Origin of the sequence: Sphingomonas sp. PR090111-T3T-6A (assembly GCF_000383095.1) — a bacterium.
Classification (GTDB): Bacteria; Pseudomonadota; Alphaproteobacteria; order Sphingomonadales; family Sphingomonadaceae; genus Solisphingomonas.
In genome coordinates this window covers 1-14,729 of the sequence record NZ_AORL01000014.1, presented here as the reverse complement: position 1 = coordinate 14,729, position 14,729 = coordinate 1, and the positions used below count along the sequence as shown (strand labels likewise).

The following is a 14,729-nucleotide window of genomic DNA, read 5'->3' as shown; positions in this document are numbered from 1 at the left end:
AGCCTCAGGCTTGCCACGCCGCCATCGCCGCGACGGTCGAGGTGGTGAGCGGCGCGGGCAGCGCATCCAGCGCGAACCAGTCGAGCCCGGCATGTTTCTCCGGCTCGAGGATGCGCGACGTTCCTGCATAGGCCTCGGCCAGATACACCGCCGCGACCCAGTGCGTGCCGCCCGCGCGGTCGATCTGGTCGACGAAGCAGAGCAGCTCGCCTGTCTCAACGACGATCCCCAGTTCCTCCTCGACCTCGCGCCGCGCGGCGACGGCCGCCGTCTCGTAGAGATCGACCTTGCCGCCGGGCAGGCCCCAGCAGCCGCTCTCCGGCTCGGTCGCCCGCTTGAGCAGCAGGATGCGGCCCCCGACGATGATCGCGACGCCGCAGCCGACGCGGGGCTCCGTCTGCATCAGTCGCCCTCGAAGCTCACCAGCGTGGTGACGGGTACGCCCTCGGCGCGCAGCTTGTCGGCGCCGCCAAGGTCCGGCAGGTCGATCACGAACGCCGCGCCGACCATCTCGGCGCCCGCCTGACGCAGCAGGCGCACGGCGGCGAGCGCGGTGCCGCCTGTCGCGATCAGGTCGTCGACCAGCAGCACCTTCTGCCCCGGCACCAGCGCATCCTCATGCATCACCACGCGGTCGGTGCCATATTCGAGCGCATAGTCGACGCCGATCGTCACGCCCGGCAGCTTGCCGTCCTTGCGGATCAGCACCAGCCCCTTCGAGAGATGATGCGCCACCGCGGACGAGAAGATGAAGCCCCGCGCCTCGATGCCGGCGATCAGGTCCACGCCCTCCGGCGCCGCCTCCGACAGGCGCGACACCGACGCCGCGAAGCCCTTGGGATCGAGCAGCAGCGTGGTGATGTCGCGGAACTGGATGCCGGGCTTGGGGAAATCGGGAATGGCGCGGATCAGCGCGGCGAGGTCTTCATGATGGGCGGCGGTCATCCGGGGGCTCCGTCGAAAACAAAGGTCACAAAAGAGGCGGGCCGGGAGGCCGCCGGGTGGTTTCCCACCCCGGCGGCGCCCCGGCCCGTCCGGTTCCTGCGTCCTTTAGCTCAGTGCTTCTTGCCGGCCCAGATGTTCCGGTACGCCGCGAAGACCAGACCGGTCGCGATCAGCAGATAGAGGATCACGGCCACGCCGGTGCGATGGCGGTTCTCCAGCTTCGGCTCGGCGGCCCACATCAGGAAGGCGGACACGTCGGTCGCCATCTGCTGCTTCGTCGCCTTGGTGCCGTCCGCGTAGGTCACCTGACCATCGCTGACGAGCGGCGGCGGCATCGCGATGTTGAGGTTCGCGAAATAGGGGTTGAAGTGCAGGCCGGTCGGCACCTGGAAGTCCGGGAACTCCTTCTTGAGCGAGGCCGGCACGTCCTCATAGCCCGTCACCAGCGACTCGACGTACGCCGGCCCGCCCTCGCGCGCCTTGGCGAGCAGCGACATGTCCGGCGGCAGGGCGTTGTTGTTCGCCGCCCGCGCCGCCGTCTCGTTGGCATAGGGGCCGGGGATGAAGTCCGACGGGATCGACTTGCGCGTCGCGGGCTCGCCGGTGTCGGGGTTGATCGAGGGCGTCTCGGTCGCCCAGTTCTTGGCGATGGCCTTCACCTCGGGCTTGGAAAAGCCGATCTCCTCCAGATCGCGGAAGGCGACCAGCCGCATCGAGTGGCAGGCTGAGCAGACCTCCTTGTAGACCTGGAAGCCGCGCTGGAGCTGCTGCCGGTCATAGCGGCCGAGCGGCCCCTCGAAGCTGTAGTGCACCTCATTGGGTTCGCGATGATATTTGTCCGCCGGCTGAAGCGCGGTCGGATCGCGGTGGGAGAAGAAGGCGCAGGCCAGCGCCAGCACGAACAGCGCACCGACGATCGGAGCGATGAAGGGAGCGAAGAAGCGAAGCATGTGCGTTCAGTCTCCCTTGGATCAGGCGGCGGCGTGGCCGGTCGCGGCGTCGTCCGCCCCTTCGCCCAGCACCGATTCGGTGATCGAGTTGGGCAACGGCAGCGGCTTCTCCAGCCAGGCGATCAGCGGAATGATGATGAGGAAGTGCGCGAAGTAATAGGCCGCCGCGAACTGGCCGATGCGCACATAGGGCTCGACCGCCGGGCTCTTGCCGATGAAGCCGAGCAGCAGCACGTCCGCCACCAGCACCCAGAAGGCGATGCGGTACATCGGACGGAACCGCGCCGAGCGGATCGGCGAACGATCGATCCACGGCAGGAAGAAGAGCAGCGCGATCGCCGAGAACATCGCCACCACGCCCCACAGCTTCGCCGGCACCCACAGGAAGTCGAAGGTGAAGGCACGCAGGATCGCGTAGAAGGGCCAGAAATACCATTCCGGCACGATGTGCGCGGGCGTCGAGAGCGGGTTGGCCGCGATATAGTTATCCGGGTGCCCCAGCGCGTTCGGCGCGAAGAAGAGCAGCAGCGAGTAGCAGATCATGAACACGCCGAGGCCGAAGCCGTCCTTGGCGGTGTAATAGGGGTGGAAGGGCACGGTATCCTGCGGCCCCTTCACCTCGACGCCGGTCGGGTTGTTCGAGCCTGGAATGTGCAGCGACCAGATGTGCAGCACGATCACCGCCGCGATCACGAACGGCAGCAGATAGTGGAGCGAGAAGAAGCGGTTGAGCGCGGCGTTGTCCGGCGCGAAGCCGCCCAGCAGCCATTGCCGCACCGGCTCGCCGACCACGGGAATGGCCGAGAAGAAGCCGGTGATGACCTGCGCACCCCAATAGCTCATCTGCCCCCAGGGGAGCACATAGCCCATGAAGGCCGTCGCCATCATCAGCAGGAAGATCACGACGCCCAGCAGCCAGACCATCTCGCGCGGGGCCTTGTACGAGCCGTAATAGAGGCCGCGGAAGATGTGCAGATAGACGACGATGAAGAAGAAGCTCGCGCCGTTCATATGGGCGTAGCGGATCAGCCAGCCCGAATTGACGTCGCGCATGATGTGCTCGACCGAATCGAACGCCACCAGCCCGTTGGCGGCATAATGCATCGCCAGAATGACGCCGGTCAGGATCTGGATCACCAGCGCGGCGCCGGCGAGAACGCCGAAGTTCCAGAAGTAATTGAGGTTGCGCGGCACCGGATAGCCGGCGCCCACCGCGTTGTAGACGAGGCGCGGAAGCGGCAGCTTCTCGTCCATCCAGCGCATGAAGGGATTCTTCGGCGCGTAATGCTCAGCCCAGGGGAAGCTCATAAGATCTACCTCAACCGATCTGGCGGTTAGCCGATTTGAACCGTGGTGGCCGACTTGAAGCTATATTCCGGCACGACGAGGTTCTTCGGCGCGGGACCGCCCCGGATGCGGGCTGCGGTATCGTATTGCGAACCGTGGCACGGGCAGAAATAGCCGCCATAAGGCCCGCGATTCTCGCGCGGCGTGATGCCGAGCGGCACGCAGCCGAGATGGGTGCACACCGCCATCGTGATGAGCCAGTTCTTGTGGCCGGGCTTGGTGCGCTGCTCCAGCGTCTCGGGGTCGCGCAGCGACGCGAGCGGCACCGCATCCGCGTCGGCGATTTCCTTGGGCGTCAGGTTGCGGACGAAGACCGGCTGCTTGCGCCAGCTCACCTTGATGCCCGAACCCAGCTCGATCTTCGAGATATCGACCTCGATCGAGGCCAGAGCCAGCACGTCGGCCGACGGGTTCATCTGGTTGACCAGCGGAATCACCACCGCTGCCGCACCCACGCCCGCGAAACTGACAGCGGCAATATTCAGGAAGTCGCGGCGGCGAGGCCCCTGCCCTTCCTCTTCACCCCCGATGATCGGAGGCCGCTGATTGGGGTCGTCGGTGGTCTCAAGCGTCGCCATGCACTCAGCCCCTCAACATTCTAGAACGTCACCTCTTGGAGGAGAGATGGCCCAGAACGCCGCGGACATCCCCCAAGCAAACGCAACGGTTCCATGTATCCTGAAACTCGTCCACGGGATTGATAGCGTTCGTATTGCGGCTTTGCCAACCACGTTTTTGTAGCGCTTGCGGAACCACCGCCGGAAGCCTAGCGGCAATACATGCGGATCGCGCTTCATCAGCCCGAGATCGCCGGCAATGTCGGCACCATATTGCGCCTCGCCGCCTGCCTTGGCCTTCCTGTCGATGTGATCGAGCCGTGCGGCTTCGCCTTTTCGGATCGCGCGCTGGCGCGGGCGGGCATGGACTATGCAGAGCGCGCTGCCGTCACCCGCCATGCCGAATGGAGCGCCTTCCGCGCCGCGCGCACCGGGCGGCTGGTCCTCTTCACCACCGCCGGCGACATCCGCCTGCCCGACATGCGGTTCGAGCCGGGCGACGTGCTCCTGTTCGGGTCGGAGGGGTCAGGCGCGCCCGCGCATGTCCATGAGGCGGCTGCGTGCCGCGTCCGCGTTCCGATCGCGCCCGACGCGCGTTCCCTCAATCTCGCTATCGCCTGCGCCATGGCCGCGGGCGAGGCGCTTCGGCAGACAGGAGGCTGGCCCACATGATCCCCTTGGACGAGCAACAGACCCGCGCCCGCGCCTGGTTCGAGAGCCTGCGCGACCGCATCTGCGCCGCGTTCGAGGCGATCGAGCGCGAGGCCGGTTCGTCGGCCGCCTTCGAATACACCCCGTGGGATCGCGAGGATGTCTCCGGCCCCGGCGGCGGCGGGGTGAAGGGCCTGATGAAGGGCCGCGTGTTCGAGAAGGTGGGCGTCAACGTCTCCACCGTCGCGGGCAGCTTCTCGCCGGAGTTCGCCAAGTCGATCCACGGCGCGCACGACGATCCGCGCTTCTTCGCGACCGGGATCAGCCTCGTCGCGCACATGGCGAACCCGCATGTGCCGGCCGTCCACATGAACACGCGCTTCCTGCGCACCACCAAAAGCTGGTTCGGCGGCGGGGCGGATCTCAACCCGCCCATCCCCTATGAACAGGACACCGCCGACTTCCACGCGGCGATGAAGGCCGCCTGCGACGCGCACAAGCCGGTCGGCGACTATCCGCGCTATGCCAAATGGGCGGAGGATTATTTCCATATCCCGCACCGCAAGGTGCAGCGCGGCGTGGGCGGCATCTTCTACGATCATCTCGACGCCGACGGCGCGCATTTCGAACCGGCCTTCGCCTTCACGCAGGCGGTGGGCGAGGCCTTCCTGTCGATCTATCCGAAGATCGTCCGCCGCCGGCTCGACACGCCCTTCACGCCCGAGGAGGAGCGGCAGATGCTCGCCTGGCGCGGCCGCTATGCGGAGTTCAACCTCGTCTACGACCGGGGCACGCTGTTCGGCCTGCGCACCGGCGGCAATATCGACGCGATCCTGATGAGCCTCCCCCCGCGGGCGATCTGGGAATGAGCCTCATCAAGGTTCCCGAGGGTCAGCTCGCGACGGTGGTGACGTCGCTCCAGATGCTGGAGCGGCCGAAGGCGCGGCCGATGCCCTCTTCGCATCTCCGGCTCGACCGCTGGCGGGAGCCCGCGCCCGATCGCTATCGCACGCTGTTCCGCCGGGTCGGCGAACCGTGGCTGTGGTTCTCACGGCTGGTGATGAGCGACGAGGCGCTGGCCGCGATCATCCACGATCCGGCGGTGGAGATCTATGCCGTCACCGACCTGCGCGGCATCGAGCTGGGCCTGCTGGAGCTGGACTTCCGCGAGGCCGGCCACTGCGAGATCGCATTCTTCGGCCTCGTGCCGGAACTGACCGGACAGGGCGAAGGCCGCTGGCTGATGACGCAGACCCTTGCGCTCGGCTGGCGCAAGGGGGTGGAGCGCATGTGGGTCCACACCTGCACGCTTGATCACCCCAAGGCGCTCAATTTCTACCGCGCGCAGGGCTTCGTGCCCTTCGCCCGCGCGGTGGAGACCTTCATCGATCCGCGGCTGGCCGGGCTCGCGCCGGCCAGCGCGGCGCCTCACATCCCGCTGATCGGAACGCCGTTCACCGAGGCGTCGAGCCGGCGGTAGAGCCGCGCCACGAACACCGTCCAGATGCCGCCGATCACGGCGACCATCGCGCCGGTCGCCACAAAGGACAGGATGATCGACACCGACGTGCCGCCCGCCAGCGTGCCGATCAACTGCGCGATCGCCCCGATCGGGATCAGCAGCACCAGCATCAGCAGCAACGAGGCGAACACCATCACCACGCGCAGCAGCAGCAGCTTGGGGTAGCAGCCGCGCGTCAGCCGGAAGGCGGCGCGCACCGCCTCCCACGGCCGCTGCGGACGGTCGGAGAGCACCGCCCAGATCGGCATCAGCCGCACGAACAGCCAGATCGTCACCGCGATGCAGGCGAGATTGGCGATCATCGAGACCGGGCCGATCTGCCCGGCGACCTTCAGCTCGATCACGCTGATGAGGCCAAGCGGCACGGCCATGGCGAGCTGAAGCCCGACATAGAGCAGAAACAAACCCAGCGCCGACGGCATCCGCGACACCGCCACGCCGAGGCTCTCGCGCACGCTCACCCCCGGGCGGAGCGCCAGCGCGGACACCGCGAGCGAGCCCAGCATCGACAGCGCGCCGCACGGCAGGAACCAGAGCATCCACAGCCCCGGCTTCAGCATCCCCACCTGCGTGGCCTCCATCGGCACCGCCAGCAGCATCACCACCGTCGGCAAGCCGAATCCCAGCATCGCCACCGGCAGCAGCAACGAAAGCTCCGCGCGCACGAACGCGACGGTTTCTTCCCAGATGGCGCCCAGCGCCAGATTGGTCCTGTCCCTCATATCCGCCCCTCTAGAGCGATTTCGGGGGTGCTGGAAAGCGGCCTCTCCGCAACCCGGCGCACGTGCGACTTGATCGCGAGGCCCGCCCGCGCCATCTCCCGCGCCATGTTGGGTGACGATATCGAATGGCGGGTCTCCGAAGGCCTGCTCCCTTATCCCGAGACGCTGGCCGAGATGGAGGCGCGCGCCACCGCCATCCGTGACGGCAAGGCGCGCGAGCTGGTGTGGCTGCTGGAGCACCCGCCGCTCTACACCGCCGGCACCAGCGCGGTGGAGACGGACCTCATCGCGCCTGGCCGCTTCCCCGTCTATCCCGTTGGGCGGGGCGGGAAATATACCTATCACGGGCCGGGGCAGCGGGTCGGCTACCTGATGCTCGACCTCGACAAGCGCGGCCGCGACGTGCGCCATTTCGTGCACACGCTCGAGGCGTGGCTGATCGGCGCGCTGGCGCGGCTCGACACGCCCGCCCATATCGCACCCGGCCGCGTCGGCATCTGGGTGGACCATGAGGGGCAGGAGGCGAAGGTCGGCGCGATCGGGGTGCGCTTGCGCCGCTGGGTGACGCTGCACGGCTTCGCGGTGAACGTGGAGCCCGATCTCGGCCACTTCAACGGCATCGTTCCGTGCGGCCTGCCGGAGTTCCCAGTGACCAGTCTGGCCCAGTTGGGGAAGGTTACCGCCATGAAACAGTTTGACGATGCGCTGCGAATTGGCTTTGAGTCCTTCCTGTCCGGTCTGAGTGGCGCGAAGAACGACGTCTGAAACAGCCGGACGGGAAGTTTCGATCCGATCGCGGGGGCAATCGGAGCAGTCACCGAGCCCGCATCACTTTCCAGGGAGTCCATATCATGCGCAATCTCGTTTCGAAGTTCGCCGCCGGTTCGATGGTCATCGCCGCCTCGCTGTTCGTCGCCGCCTGCGGCCACAGCGAAAACGCCGCCAACACCGCCGACACCAACATGACCGACATGAACACGATCGACAGCGCCACCGGCACCACCAACGACATGAGCGCCACCGACGCGACCGCGACCGACGCCAACATGGCGATGGACAACAGCGCGATGGCCGCCGTTGCCGGCAGCAACGAGGCGGCGCCCGCCAACCAGATGTAAGGTTGCCAACAGGGTCCGGGAAAAGGGCTGTCCGGGAAACCGGGCGGCCCTTTTTTCTTGGCCGGGTCGTTGCCGGCCGCGCGCCGGATCGTGCCGCCCCTCCCTTGATGCGGTGCCCGGATCGGTTAAGGCTGTGTGCAGACCTGCCGCCTCAGGGTGCGGCCGGGCGAGTGCCCCTGGGGGCTTGTGGAGAGGGTGTATCATGAAGGTTGGTTCGCGCCGCTATGCGGTGGCGTTGATGGGCGTTGCAGCGGCGTTCGCGGCTCCGGCTTCCGCGCAGCTCTACTGGGAATCCCCCAACTTTCAGGGCGCGCCGGTGACGGGCGCCGAGCCGGGCGTGCTCATCCCGCTGCCGGGCGCCACGCCGGCCGAGCTGAACGCCGAGATCGTCTGGACGATGCGCGCGGGCCTCAATTTCGCGGCACTCCAGTGCCAGTTCGCGCCGTCGCTGATGACGGTCACCAACTATAACGAGCTGCTGACGCATCACGGCAAGGAACTGGCGGCCGACTACAAGCTGCTTCAGGGCTATTTCAAGCGCAGCGCCAAGAAGGGCACCAGCCAGGCCGCGATCAACGCCGCCTTCGACAGCTTCAACACCCGCACCTACAGCAGCTTCTCGTCGGTGTTCGCGCAGATCGGCTTCTGCCAGACCGCGTCCCGCATCGGCACCACCGCGCTGATGACGCCCAAGGGCTCCTTGCAGGTCGTCGCCCACAACCGCCTCCAGGAACTGCGCAACAGCCTGAAGCCCGCGGCGGACCGGCTCTACGCAGCCCCGCCCTATGTCCAGTTCGTCGGCGCCAACGTGCCCGCCTTCGGCCCCGAATGCTTCGACAAGAAGGGCCAGATCAAGAAGCGCTGCCTCTGATCCGAACGCCCGACCCGCTCGGTGTAAACGAGCGGGTCTACTTTCAGCGGATGCCGATCACCTTGTGGGTCTGCACCGACAGCCGCCAGCGCGGATGATCGATCACATACTGGATCGCGGCGGCGTGGTTCTCGCTCGCCGCCGGATTATCCATCGGCTGGACGAGGAAGTGGTCGAAGTCCCAGCCTTCCATGGCCTGCGGATCGATCCCCGCCTGCGGCCAGACGAGCTTCAGCTCGCTGCCCGAGCGCTGGACGACCTCGTTGCCCGCCTTGGGGCTGACCGTGATCCAGTCGACGCCGGGCGTCACCGCCAGCGTGCCGTTGGTCTCCATCGCGATCTCGAAGCCGGCGGCGTGGAGCGCGTCGACCAGCGCCTCATCGACCTGGAGCATGGGCTCGCCTCCCGTGATGACCACGAGCGGCCTGCCCCCGCCCTGCCCGCCCCACAGTTCGGAGACCTTGGCAGCCAGTGCTCCGGCATCGGCATAGCGACCGCCATGATCGCCATCCAGCCCCACGAAATCGGTGTCGCAGAAGGTGCACTGGGCGGTCGCGCGATCCTCCTCGCGGCCGCTCCACAGGTTGCAGCCGGCGAAGCGCAGGAAGACGGCCCGCCGCCCCGCGTTCAGCCCCTCGCCCTGAAGCGTGAGGAAGATCTCCTTGACCGCATAGCTCATGCAGCGCTCGCGTAGACCGTCGGATCGGGGAGGCCGGCTTCCTCGAAGCCCTTGCGGCGGAGCCGGCAGCTATCGCACAGGCCGCAATGCTGGCCTTCCTGCGGATCGTAGCAGGACCAGCTCATCCCCGCGTCCAGACCAAGCCGCGCGGCCTCGCGCACGATATCGGCCTTGGTCATGTGGAGCAGCGGCGCGTGGACCTTGAAGCGATTGCCCTCGACGCCCGCCTTGGTGGCGACGCCGGCGAGGGCCTCGAACGCCTCGACGAAGGCCGGGCGGCAATCGGGATAGCCCGAATAATCGAGCGCGTTGATGCCGAGAAACATGTCCCGCGCGTTGTCCGCCTCGGCCCAGCCGAGCGCCAGCGACAGGAAGATGGTGTTGCGCGCCGGCACATAGGTGACGGGGATCGCGCCCTCTTCCTCCTCGCCGAGGCCGACGCCCTCCTTGGGCACGTCGATATCGGCCGTCAGCGACGAGCCGCCGAAGGCGCGCAGGTCGATCGGCAGCACGACGTGCCGCTCGGCGCCCAGCTCGGCCGCGATACGGCGGGCGGAGGCCAGCTCCACCAGATGGCGCTGATTATAGTTCACGGTGAGCGCCAGCAGCGAATAGCCGGCTTCGCGGGCCAGCCCTGCGGCGACCATCGAGTCGAGGCCGCCCGAGAGCAGCACGACGGCCTTGGGACGGCCGGTTCGGTTCATGTCGGTCATTGCGTATCCCGCGCTACCTCCGGGCGATCCCGCAGGCAAGCGCCTCAAAGAGCGGGCCGCCCCTGATGGAGCGGCCCAGTTTTGCCCTTGCCAGGGCTCTCAGGGAGACATGCTCGTCCCGCCATCCTCGGGACAGGCATCCGTCACATAACCCCATGCACATAAATGCGGGCTTAATGCCAGCCGGGATCGCCCGCCGCGGTCCCAGCCGTTCCCGTCGTCAGGCGGGCAGCGCGACCGGGAAGCTCTTGGCGCAGAACTCGCAGTCGACATGGACGAATCCGTCCTCATCGGCCATCGCAGCGCGCTCCTCGGGCGGGAAGCGGGCGATCACCGACTGGATATGCTCGGGCGAGCAACGGCAGCCGCGGCGGATGGTGCCGAGCGGCACGGTCCGCACGTCCTGCTCCTCATGGAACAGGCGCCACAGCAGATCGTCGAGCGGCAGCGCCGGATCGGTCAGCTCGTCCATGCTCACCGTATGGGCGAGCGCCTCGACATGCTGCCATTCGGGATGGTCGAGCCGGGTGTGGAGGCGCTCGCGCCCCTCCTCGCCCTCGGGCAGGTGCTGCGCGAGCAGGCCGCCCGCCGCATAGCGGCCGTCCCTCAGTTCCTTCACCGCGACGCGGACGAGGCTCGGGATCTGCTCGGACTGGGCGAAATAATGCTCCGCCGCCTGCGCCAGCGAGCCGCCCTCCAGCGGCACGATGCCCTGATAGCGTTCGCCCGAAGACGCCTGATCGAAGGTGATCGCCAGATAGCCCTTGCCGAACAGCGCGAACAGCGACGGGGTGGCGGGCGCTTCGGCCATGCGATCGGCGTCGAAACGCAGATAGCCGCGCATCTCGCCGCCGCGATAATCGACGACGAGCAGGTCGACGACACCGCCCTCGGCCTGCGCCTGGATGGTGAGCTGGCCCTCCTCATGCTTCAGCGTCGAGCCGAGCAGCCCGGCGAGCACCAGCGCCTCGGCCAGCAGCTTCGCCAGCGCGGGCGGATAGGCGTGCGCGGCGAGGATCGAATCCAGCGCCGGCCCCAGCCGCACCACGCGGCCGCGCGCATGGCGCGACGCGATGGTGAAGCCCAGAATATCGGGCGTGGTGGTCTCTGTATCCATTTTCTTCTTGTCCTCAGGCCCCACAGCCCCATTCGCGCCAAGCCTTGTCCGAAGGCTCCGGCCGGCTCGACCCGAACGGCGGTGGAGGATATCGGGGGCGATATCGGTTCGAGGCCCCGCGATTTCCACCCTTGGCCCGATCAGAGCAGGCCGAAGCTCCACAGCAGCACCGACTTCTGGGCGTGGAGACGGTTCTCCGCCTCGTCCCAGATCGCCGACTGCGGGCCGTCAATCACGGCGTCCACCACCTCCTCGCCGCGATGCGCGGGCAGGCAGTGGAGGAAGGTGGCGCCGGGCTTGGCCTTAGCCATCAGCCCGGTCGTCACCTGATAGGGCATCATCGCGGCGAGCTTCGCCTCGGCGTGCTTCTGGCCCATCGAGATCCAGGTGTCGGTGACGACGATGTCCGCGCCTTCGACGGCCTTCGCGGGATCGCGCTCGATGCGGACCTTGGCGCCCTGGTTGGTGGCTGAGCCGATCACGTCGGGATCGGGATCATAGCCCTCGGGACAGGCCGCCACGACCTCGAAGCCCATCAGCGCACCTGCCTCGACGATCGAGTGGAGGACGTTGTTGCCGTCGCCCAGCCACGCCCACTTGGAGCCGGCGAGGCTGCCGCGCCGCTCGATCACGGTCTGCATGTCGGCCATGATCTGGCAGGGATGGCTCATGTCGGTGAGGCCGTTGATCACCGGCACGGTCGCATGGCGGGCCATCTCGACGATCTTGGCGTGATCGTCGGTGCGGATCATGATCGCGTCGACCATGCGGCTGAGGACGCGCGCCGTATCCGCCACCGTCTCGCCGCGGCCGAGTTGCATCGAGCCCGCGTCCATCACGATCGTGGTCCCGCCGAGCTGGCGCATCGCCATATCGAAGGAGACGCGCGTGCGGGTCGAGTTCTTCTCGAAGATCATCGCCAGCGTGCGGCCGGCGAGCGGCGCGTCGGGGTCCACCGTGCCCTTGGGGAGCGCGGCGCGCGCCTTCTTGCGCGCCGCCGCGTCGTTCAGCATCGCCGCGATCGCGGCCGGGCCGGCATCGGAAAGGTCGAGGAAATGACGGATGGTCATGCAATCACCCCTGAATGCAAAACCCCGCCCGCACCGGCCTGGCCGACGTGAACGGGGTGGAAGTCAATTCTGTCGAAGGCGTCTCTTATTCGTCGGCCGGCGGCACATAGGTGCGCGCGGCTTCGGACAGCTTGGTGACGAACTCGTCGATATGCGCCTGCTCGATCACCAGCGGCGGCAGCACGCGCACGACATTGTCGCCGGCCGAGACGGTCAGCAACCCATGATGGTCGCGCGCATGGCCGACGAAGCGGCGGCTGTCCGACTTCATCTTGACGCCCAGCATCAGGCCGAGCCCGCGCACGCTCTCGAAGAGATGATCGTGATTGGGGATCATCTGCTCCAGCGCGGCGCGCAGGCGCTGGCTCATGTCGTTGACATGATCGAGGAAGCCCGGCGCCAGCACCACGTCGAGCACCGCCTGCCCCGCCGCCATCGCGAGCGGATTGCCGCCATAGGTCGAGCCGTGGGTGCCGAACACCATGCCCTGCGCGGCCTTCTCGGTCGCGAGGCAGGCGCCGAGCGGGAAACCGCCGCCGATGCCCTTGGCCACCGCCATGACATCCGGGGTGATCCCGTATTGCTCATGCGCGAAGAAGGTGCCCGAGCGCGCATAGCCGCACTGCACCTCGTCCAGCACCAGCAGCAGGCCATGCTTGTCGGCGAGCGCGCGGAGACCTTTGAGGAACTCCTGAGACGCCGGGCGGAGGCCGCCCTCGCCCTGCACCGGCTCGACGAGGAAGCCGGCGGTGGTCTCGTCGATCAGCGCCTCGGCGGCCGCGAGATCGTCGAACGGCGCATAGGCGAAGCCCGGCAGCAGCGGCTCGAACCCGCCGCGCATCTTGTCCTGATCGGTCGCCGAGATGGTGCCCAGCGTCCGCCCGTGAAAGGCGTTCTTGAAGCAGATCAGCGTGTGGCGCTGCGGATTGCCGGTGACGAAATGATAGCGGCGCGCAGTCTTGATCGCGCACTCCACGGCTTCCGCGCCCGAGTTGGTGAAGAACACCGTATCCGCGAACGTGTTGTCGACGAGACGCTGCGCGAAGGCCTCGCCCTGTGGGCTACCGTAGAGGTTGGAGACGTGCATCAGCGTCGCCGCCTGATCCTGGATCGCCTTGGTCAGCACCGGATGGCCATGGCCGAGCAGGTTGACCGCGATGCCGGATGCGAAGTCGAGATAGCGCTGGCCATCCTCGCCGATCAGGTAGCAGCCTTCGCCTCGGACCGGTCGCACACCACAGCGCGGGTAGACCGGCATGAGGGGTGTGATGGCCATGATCTGGGCTCCTTCCAATGACAAACGGATGACGGAAAAACAGCTCCGGGAACGCAAAAAGGCGGCCGCTTCCGGCCGCCCTGTCGGGATGCGAGCCACTAGCGCCCGAAGGCGCCTCCCGTCAACGCGGCGCTGAGCCCGCGTCGGCCGGCCAGCCGCTCAGTTCTTGATCTTCCAGCCCTTGCGCAGGAGCGTGTAGCAGGCGACGCCCATCACGATGTTGATCGCGAGCAACAGCCCCGCGCCGAACGCCACCGGCGAATCGGCCACGCCGAGGAAGCCCGAGCGGAAGCCCGAGATCACATAGAAGATCGGATTGAAGTGGCTCACCGTGCGGAAGGACGGCGCCAGCTTCTCGACCGAGTAGAAAGTGCCGGAGAGCAGCGCCAGCGGCTGCACCACGAAGTTGGTGACGGCCGCGGCATGGTCGAACTTGTCCGCCCAGATCGAGGTCAGCACGCCGAGGAAGCTGAGCAGCAGCGCGCCCATCAGACCGAACCACAGCACGACAAGCGGGTTCGCCATGCCTACATGCACGCCCGGCCACAGCGACATCGCGATCCACAGCGCCCCGCCGACGAGGAAAGCCCGCGTCACCGCCGCACCGACCAGCCCGGCCAGCAGCTCGGAGGTGGAGAGCGGCGGCATCAGATAGTCGACGATCGTGCCCTGCATCTTGCCGACCAGCAGCGAGAAGCTGGAGTTGGCGAAGGCATTGGTCATCATGCCCATCACGATCAGGCCCGGCGCGATGAAATCGGCGAAGGCGACGGTCGTGCCGCCGACATGCACCGCCGCGCGCGCGCCCAGAGCCACCGTGAAGATGACCAGATACAGCAGCGTCGTGACCGCCGGCGCCCACACGGTTTGAAGCTGGACCTTGAAGAAGCGGCGCACCTCCTTCACATAGAGGGTGCGCAATCCTCCCCAGTTGACCTGTCGGATCACGGGCTCGCCCGGGGGGGAGATTTTATTCGCGGGCGACGCGCCTGATGTCTGATCGAGCATGGCGCTCGAACTAAGGCCTCGGGTTGAGCCTCGCAAGGGATACGACGGAGCAGATACGAACCATGGCGTGGACTGACGAGCGGATCGACAAGCTCAAGAGCCTGTGGGGTCAGGGCCTCACCGCCAGCCAGATCGCCGACGAGCTGGGCGGCGTCAGCCGCAACGCGGTGATCGGCAAGGCGC

Annotated in this window: 19 protein-coding genes; 7 read left to right on the top strand and 12 right to left on the bottom strand. The window is 67.3% G+C overall.

Going from position 1 to position 14,729, the window contains the following annotated elements:
• Window positions 1-4 precede the first annotated feature (4 nt).
• The 5 genes from ST3T6A_RS0107040 to petA all read right to left on the bottom strand — a co-directional run bounded on the left by ST3T6A_RS0107040 (window position 5) and on the right by petA (window position 3,820).
• Window positions 5-403 (bottom strand): NUDIX domain-containing protein, encoded by a 399-nt coding sequence (locus ST3T6A_RS0107040; RefSeq protein WP_019832206.1) that lies wholly within the window; start codon window positions 401-403, stop codon window positions 5-7.
• Window positions 403-945, bottom strand: coding sequence for an adenine phosphoribosyltransferase (locus tag ST3T6A_RS0107035; protein WP_019832205.1), 543 nt, complete (start codon window positions 943-945; stop codon window positions 403-405). The genes ST3T6A_RS0107040 and ST3T6A_RS0107035 overlap by 1 nt, the downstream gene beginning before the upstream one ends.
• A 110-nt stretch (window positions 946-1,055) precedes the next feature.
• A complete protein-coding gene (locus ST3T6A_RS0107030; protein WP_019832204.1) occupies window positions 1,056-1,895 on the bottom strand; it encodes a cytochrome c1 in 840 nt (279 codons plus the stop codon).
• A gap of 21 nt (window positions 1,896-1,916) precedes the next feature.
• A complete protein-coding gene (locus ST3T6A_RS0107025; RefSeq protein WP_019832203.1) occupies window positions 1,917-3,203 on the bottom strand; it encodes a cytochrome b in 1,287 nt (428 codons plus the stop codon).
• A gap of 26 nt (window positions 3,204-3,229) precedes the next feature.
• Window positions 3,230-3,820, bottom strand: coding sequence for a ubiquinol-cytochrome c reductase iron-sulfur subunit (petA, locus tag ST3T6A_RS0107020; protein ID WP_019832202.1), 591 nt, complete (start codon window positions 3,818-3,820; stop codon window positions 3,230-3,232).
• Window positions 3,821-4,021: 201 nt separating this feature from the next.
• Here petA and ST3T6A_RS0107015 point away from each other — a divergent pair, with 201 nt between their 5' ends.
• Genes ST3T6A_RS0107015 through ST3T6A_RS0107005 form a run of 3 tightly spaced genes read left to right on the top strand, consistent with a single transcriptional unit; the run spans window position 4,022 to window position 5,930 of the window.
• The gene (locus ST3T6A_RS0107015) at window positions 4,022-4,471 is read left to right on the top strand and encodes a tRNA (cytidine(34)-2'-O)-methyltransferase (RefSeq protein WP_019832201.1); all 450 of its coding nucleotides are present in this window, start codon (window positions 4,022-4,024) and stop codon (window positions 4,469-4,471) included.
• A complete protein-coding gene (gene hemF / locus ST3T6A_RS0107010; protein WP_019832200.1) occupies window positions 4,468-5,319 on the top strand; it encodes an oxygen-dependent coproporphyrinogen oxidase in 852 nt (283 codons plus the stop codon). The genes ST3T6A_RS0107015 and hemF overlap by 4 nt, the downstream gene beginning before the upstream one ends.
• Complete coding sequence (locus ST3T6A_RS0107005; protein WP_019832199.1) at window positions 5,316-5,930, top strand: GNAT family N-acetyltransferase; 615 nt, start codon at window positions 5,316-5,318, stop codon at window positions 5,928-5,930. Before hemF ends, ST3T6A_RS0107005 begins: the two co-directional genes overlap by 4 nt.
• On the opposite strand, the gene ST3T6A_RS0107000 is transcribed toward ST3T6A_RS0107005, so the two are convergent.
• Window positions 5,879-6,694 (bottom strand): hypothetical protein, encoded by an 816-nt coding sequence (locus ST3T6A_RS0107000; RefSeq protein ID WP_019832198.1) that lies wholly within the window; start codon window positions 6,692-6,694, stop codon window positions 5,879-5,881. The genes ST3T6A_RS0107005 and ST3T6A_RS0107000 overlap by 52 nt on opposite strands.
• 105 nt (window positions 6,695-6,799) lie before the next feature.
• On the opposite strand from ST3T6A_RS0107000, the gene lipB reads away from it, so the two are divergent.
• The 3 genes from lipB (at window position 6,800) to ST3T6A_RS0106985 (ending at window position 8,683) form a co-directional block, all read left to right on the top strand.
• On the top strand, window positions 6,800-7,459 hold the full coding sequence (lipB, locus tag ST3T6A_RS0106995; protein WP_051103409.1) for a lipoyl(octanoyl) transferase LipB: 660 nt from the start codon (window positions 6,800-6,802) through the stop codon (window positions 7,457-7,459).
• Between the two features lie 86 nt (window positions 7,460-7,545).
• Window positions 7,546-7,812 (top strand): hypothetical protein, encoded by a 267-nt coding sequence (locus tag ST3T6A_RS0106990; protein WP_019832196.1) that lies wholly within the window; start codon window positions 7,546-7,548, stop codon window positions 7,810-7,812.
• Window positions 7,813-8,014: 202 nt separating this feature from the next.
• Window positions 8,015-8,683, top strand: a complete 669-nt coding sequence (locus ST3T6A_RS0106985) for a hypothetical protein (RefSeq protein ID WP_019832195.1) — start codon at window positions 8,015-8,017, stop codon at window positions 8,681-8,683.
• Between the two features lie 43 nt (window positions 8,684-8,726).
• Here ST3T6A_RS0106985 and queE read toward each other — a convergent pair whose 3' ends face one another.
• From queE to ST3T6A_RS0106955, 6 genes are all read right to left on the bottom strand, one after another.
• Entirely contained in the window at window positions 8,727-9,362 is a 636-nt protein-coding gene (gene queE / locus ST3T6A_RS0106980) for a 7-carboxy-7-deazaguanine synthase (RefSeq protein ID WP_019832194.1), read from the bottom strand.
• The gene (gene queC / locus ST3T6A_RS0106975; RefSeq protein WP_019832193.1) at window positions 9,359-10,075 is read right to left on the bottom strand and encodes a 7-cyano-7-deazaguanine synthase QueC; all 717 of its coding nucleotides are present in this window, start codon (window positions 10,073-10,075) and stop codon (window positions 9,359-9,361) included. The genes queE and queC overlap by 4 nt, the downstream gene beginning before the upstream one ends.
• Before the next feature lie 220 nt (window positions 10,076-10,295).
• Window positions 10,296-11,192 carry an Hsp33 family molecular chaperone HslO gene (locus ST3T6A_RS0106970; RefSeq protein ID WP_019832192.1) on the bottom strand — a complete coding sequence of 299 codons (897 nt, stop codon included), beginning with the start codon at window positions 11,190-11,192 and terminating at the stop codon, window positions 10,296-10,298.
• Window positions 11,193-11,332: 140 nt separating this feature from the next.
• Window positions 11,333-12,262 (bottom strand): ornithine carbamoyltransferase, encoded by a 930-nt coding sequence (gene argF / locus ST3T6A_RS0106965; protein WP_019832191.1) that lies wholly within the window; start codon window positions 12,260-12,262, stop codon window positions 11,333-11,335.
• Window positions 12,263-12,347: 85 nt separating this feature from the next.
• A complete protein-coding gene (locus tag ST3T6A_RS0106960) occupies window positions 12,348-13,538 on the bottom strand; it encodes an aspartate aminotransferase family protein (RefSeq protein ID WP_019832190.1) in 1,191 nt (396 codons plus the stop codon).
• Window positions 13,539-13,697: 159 nt separating this feature from the next.
• On the bottom strand, window positions 13,698-14,546 hold the full coding sequence (locus ST3T6A_RS0106955; RefSeq protein ID WP_051103407.1) for an ABC transporter permease: 849 nt from the start codon (window positions 14,544-14,546) through the stop codon (window positions 13,698-13,700).
• A gap of 62 nt (window positions 14,547-14,608) precedes the next feature.
• Here ST3T6A_RS0106955 and ST3T6A_RS19560 point away from each other — a divergent pair.
• The coding region (locus ST3T6A_RS19560) for a GcrA family cell cycle regulator (protein ID WP_037537996.1) at window positions 14,609-14,729 on the top strand (121 nt) is incomplete at its 3' end.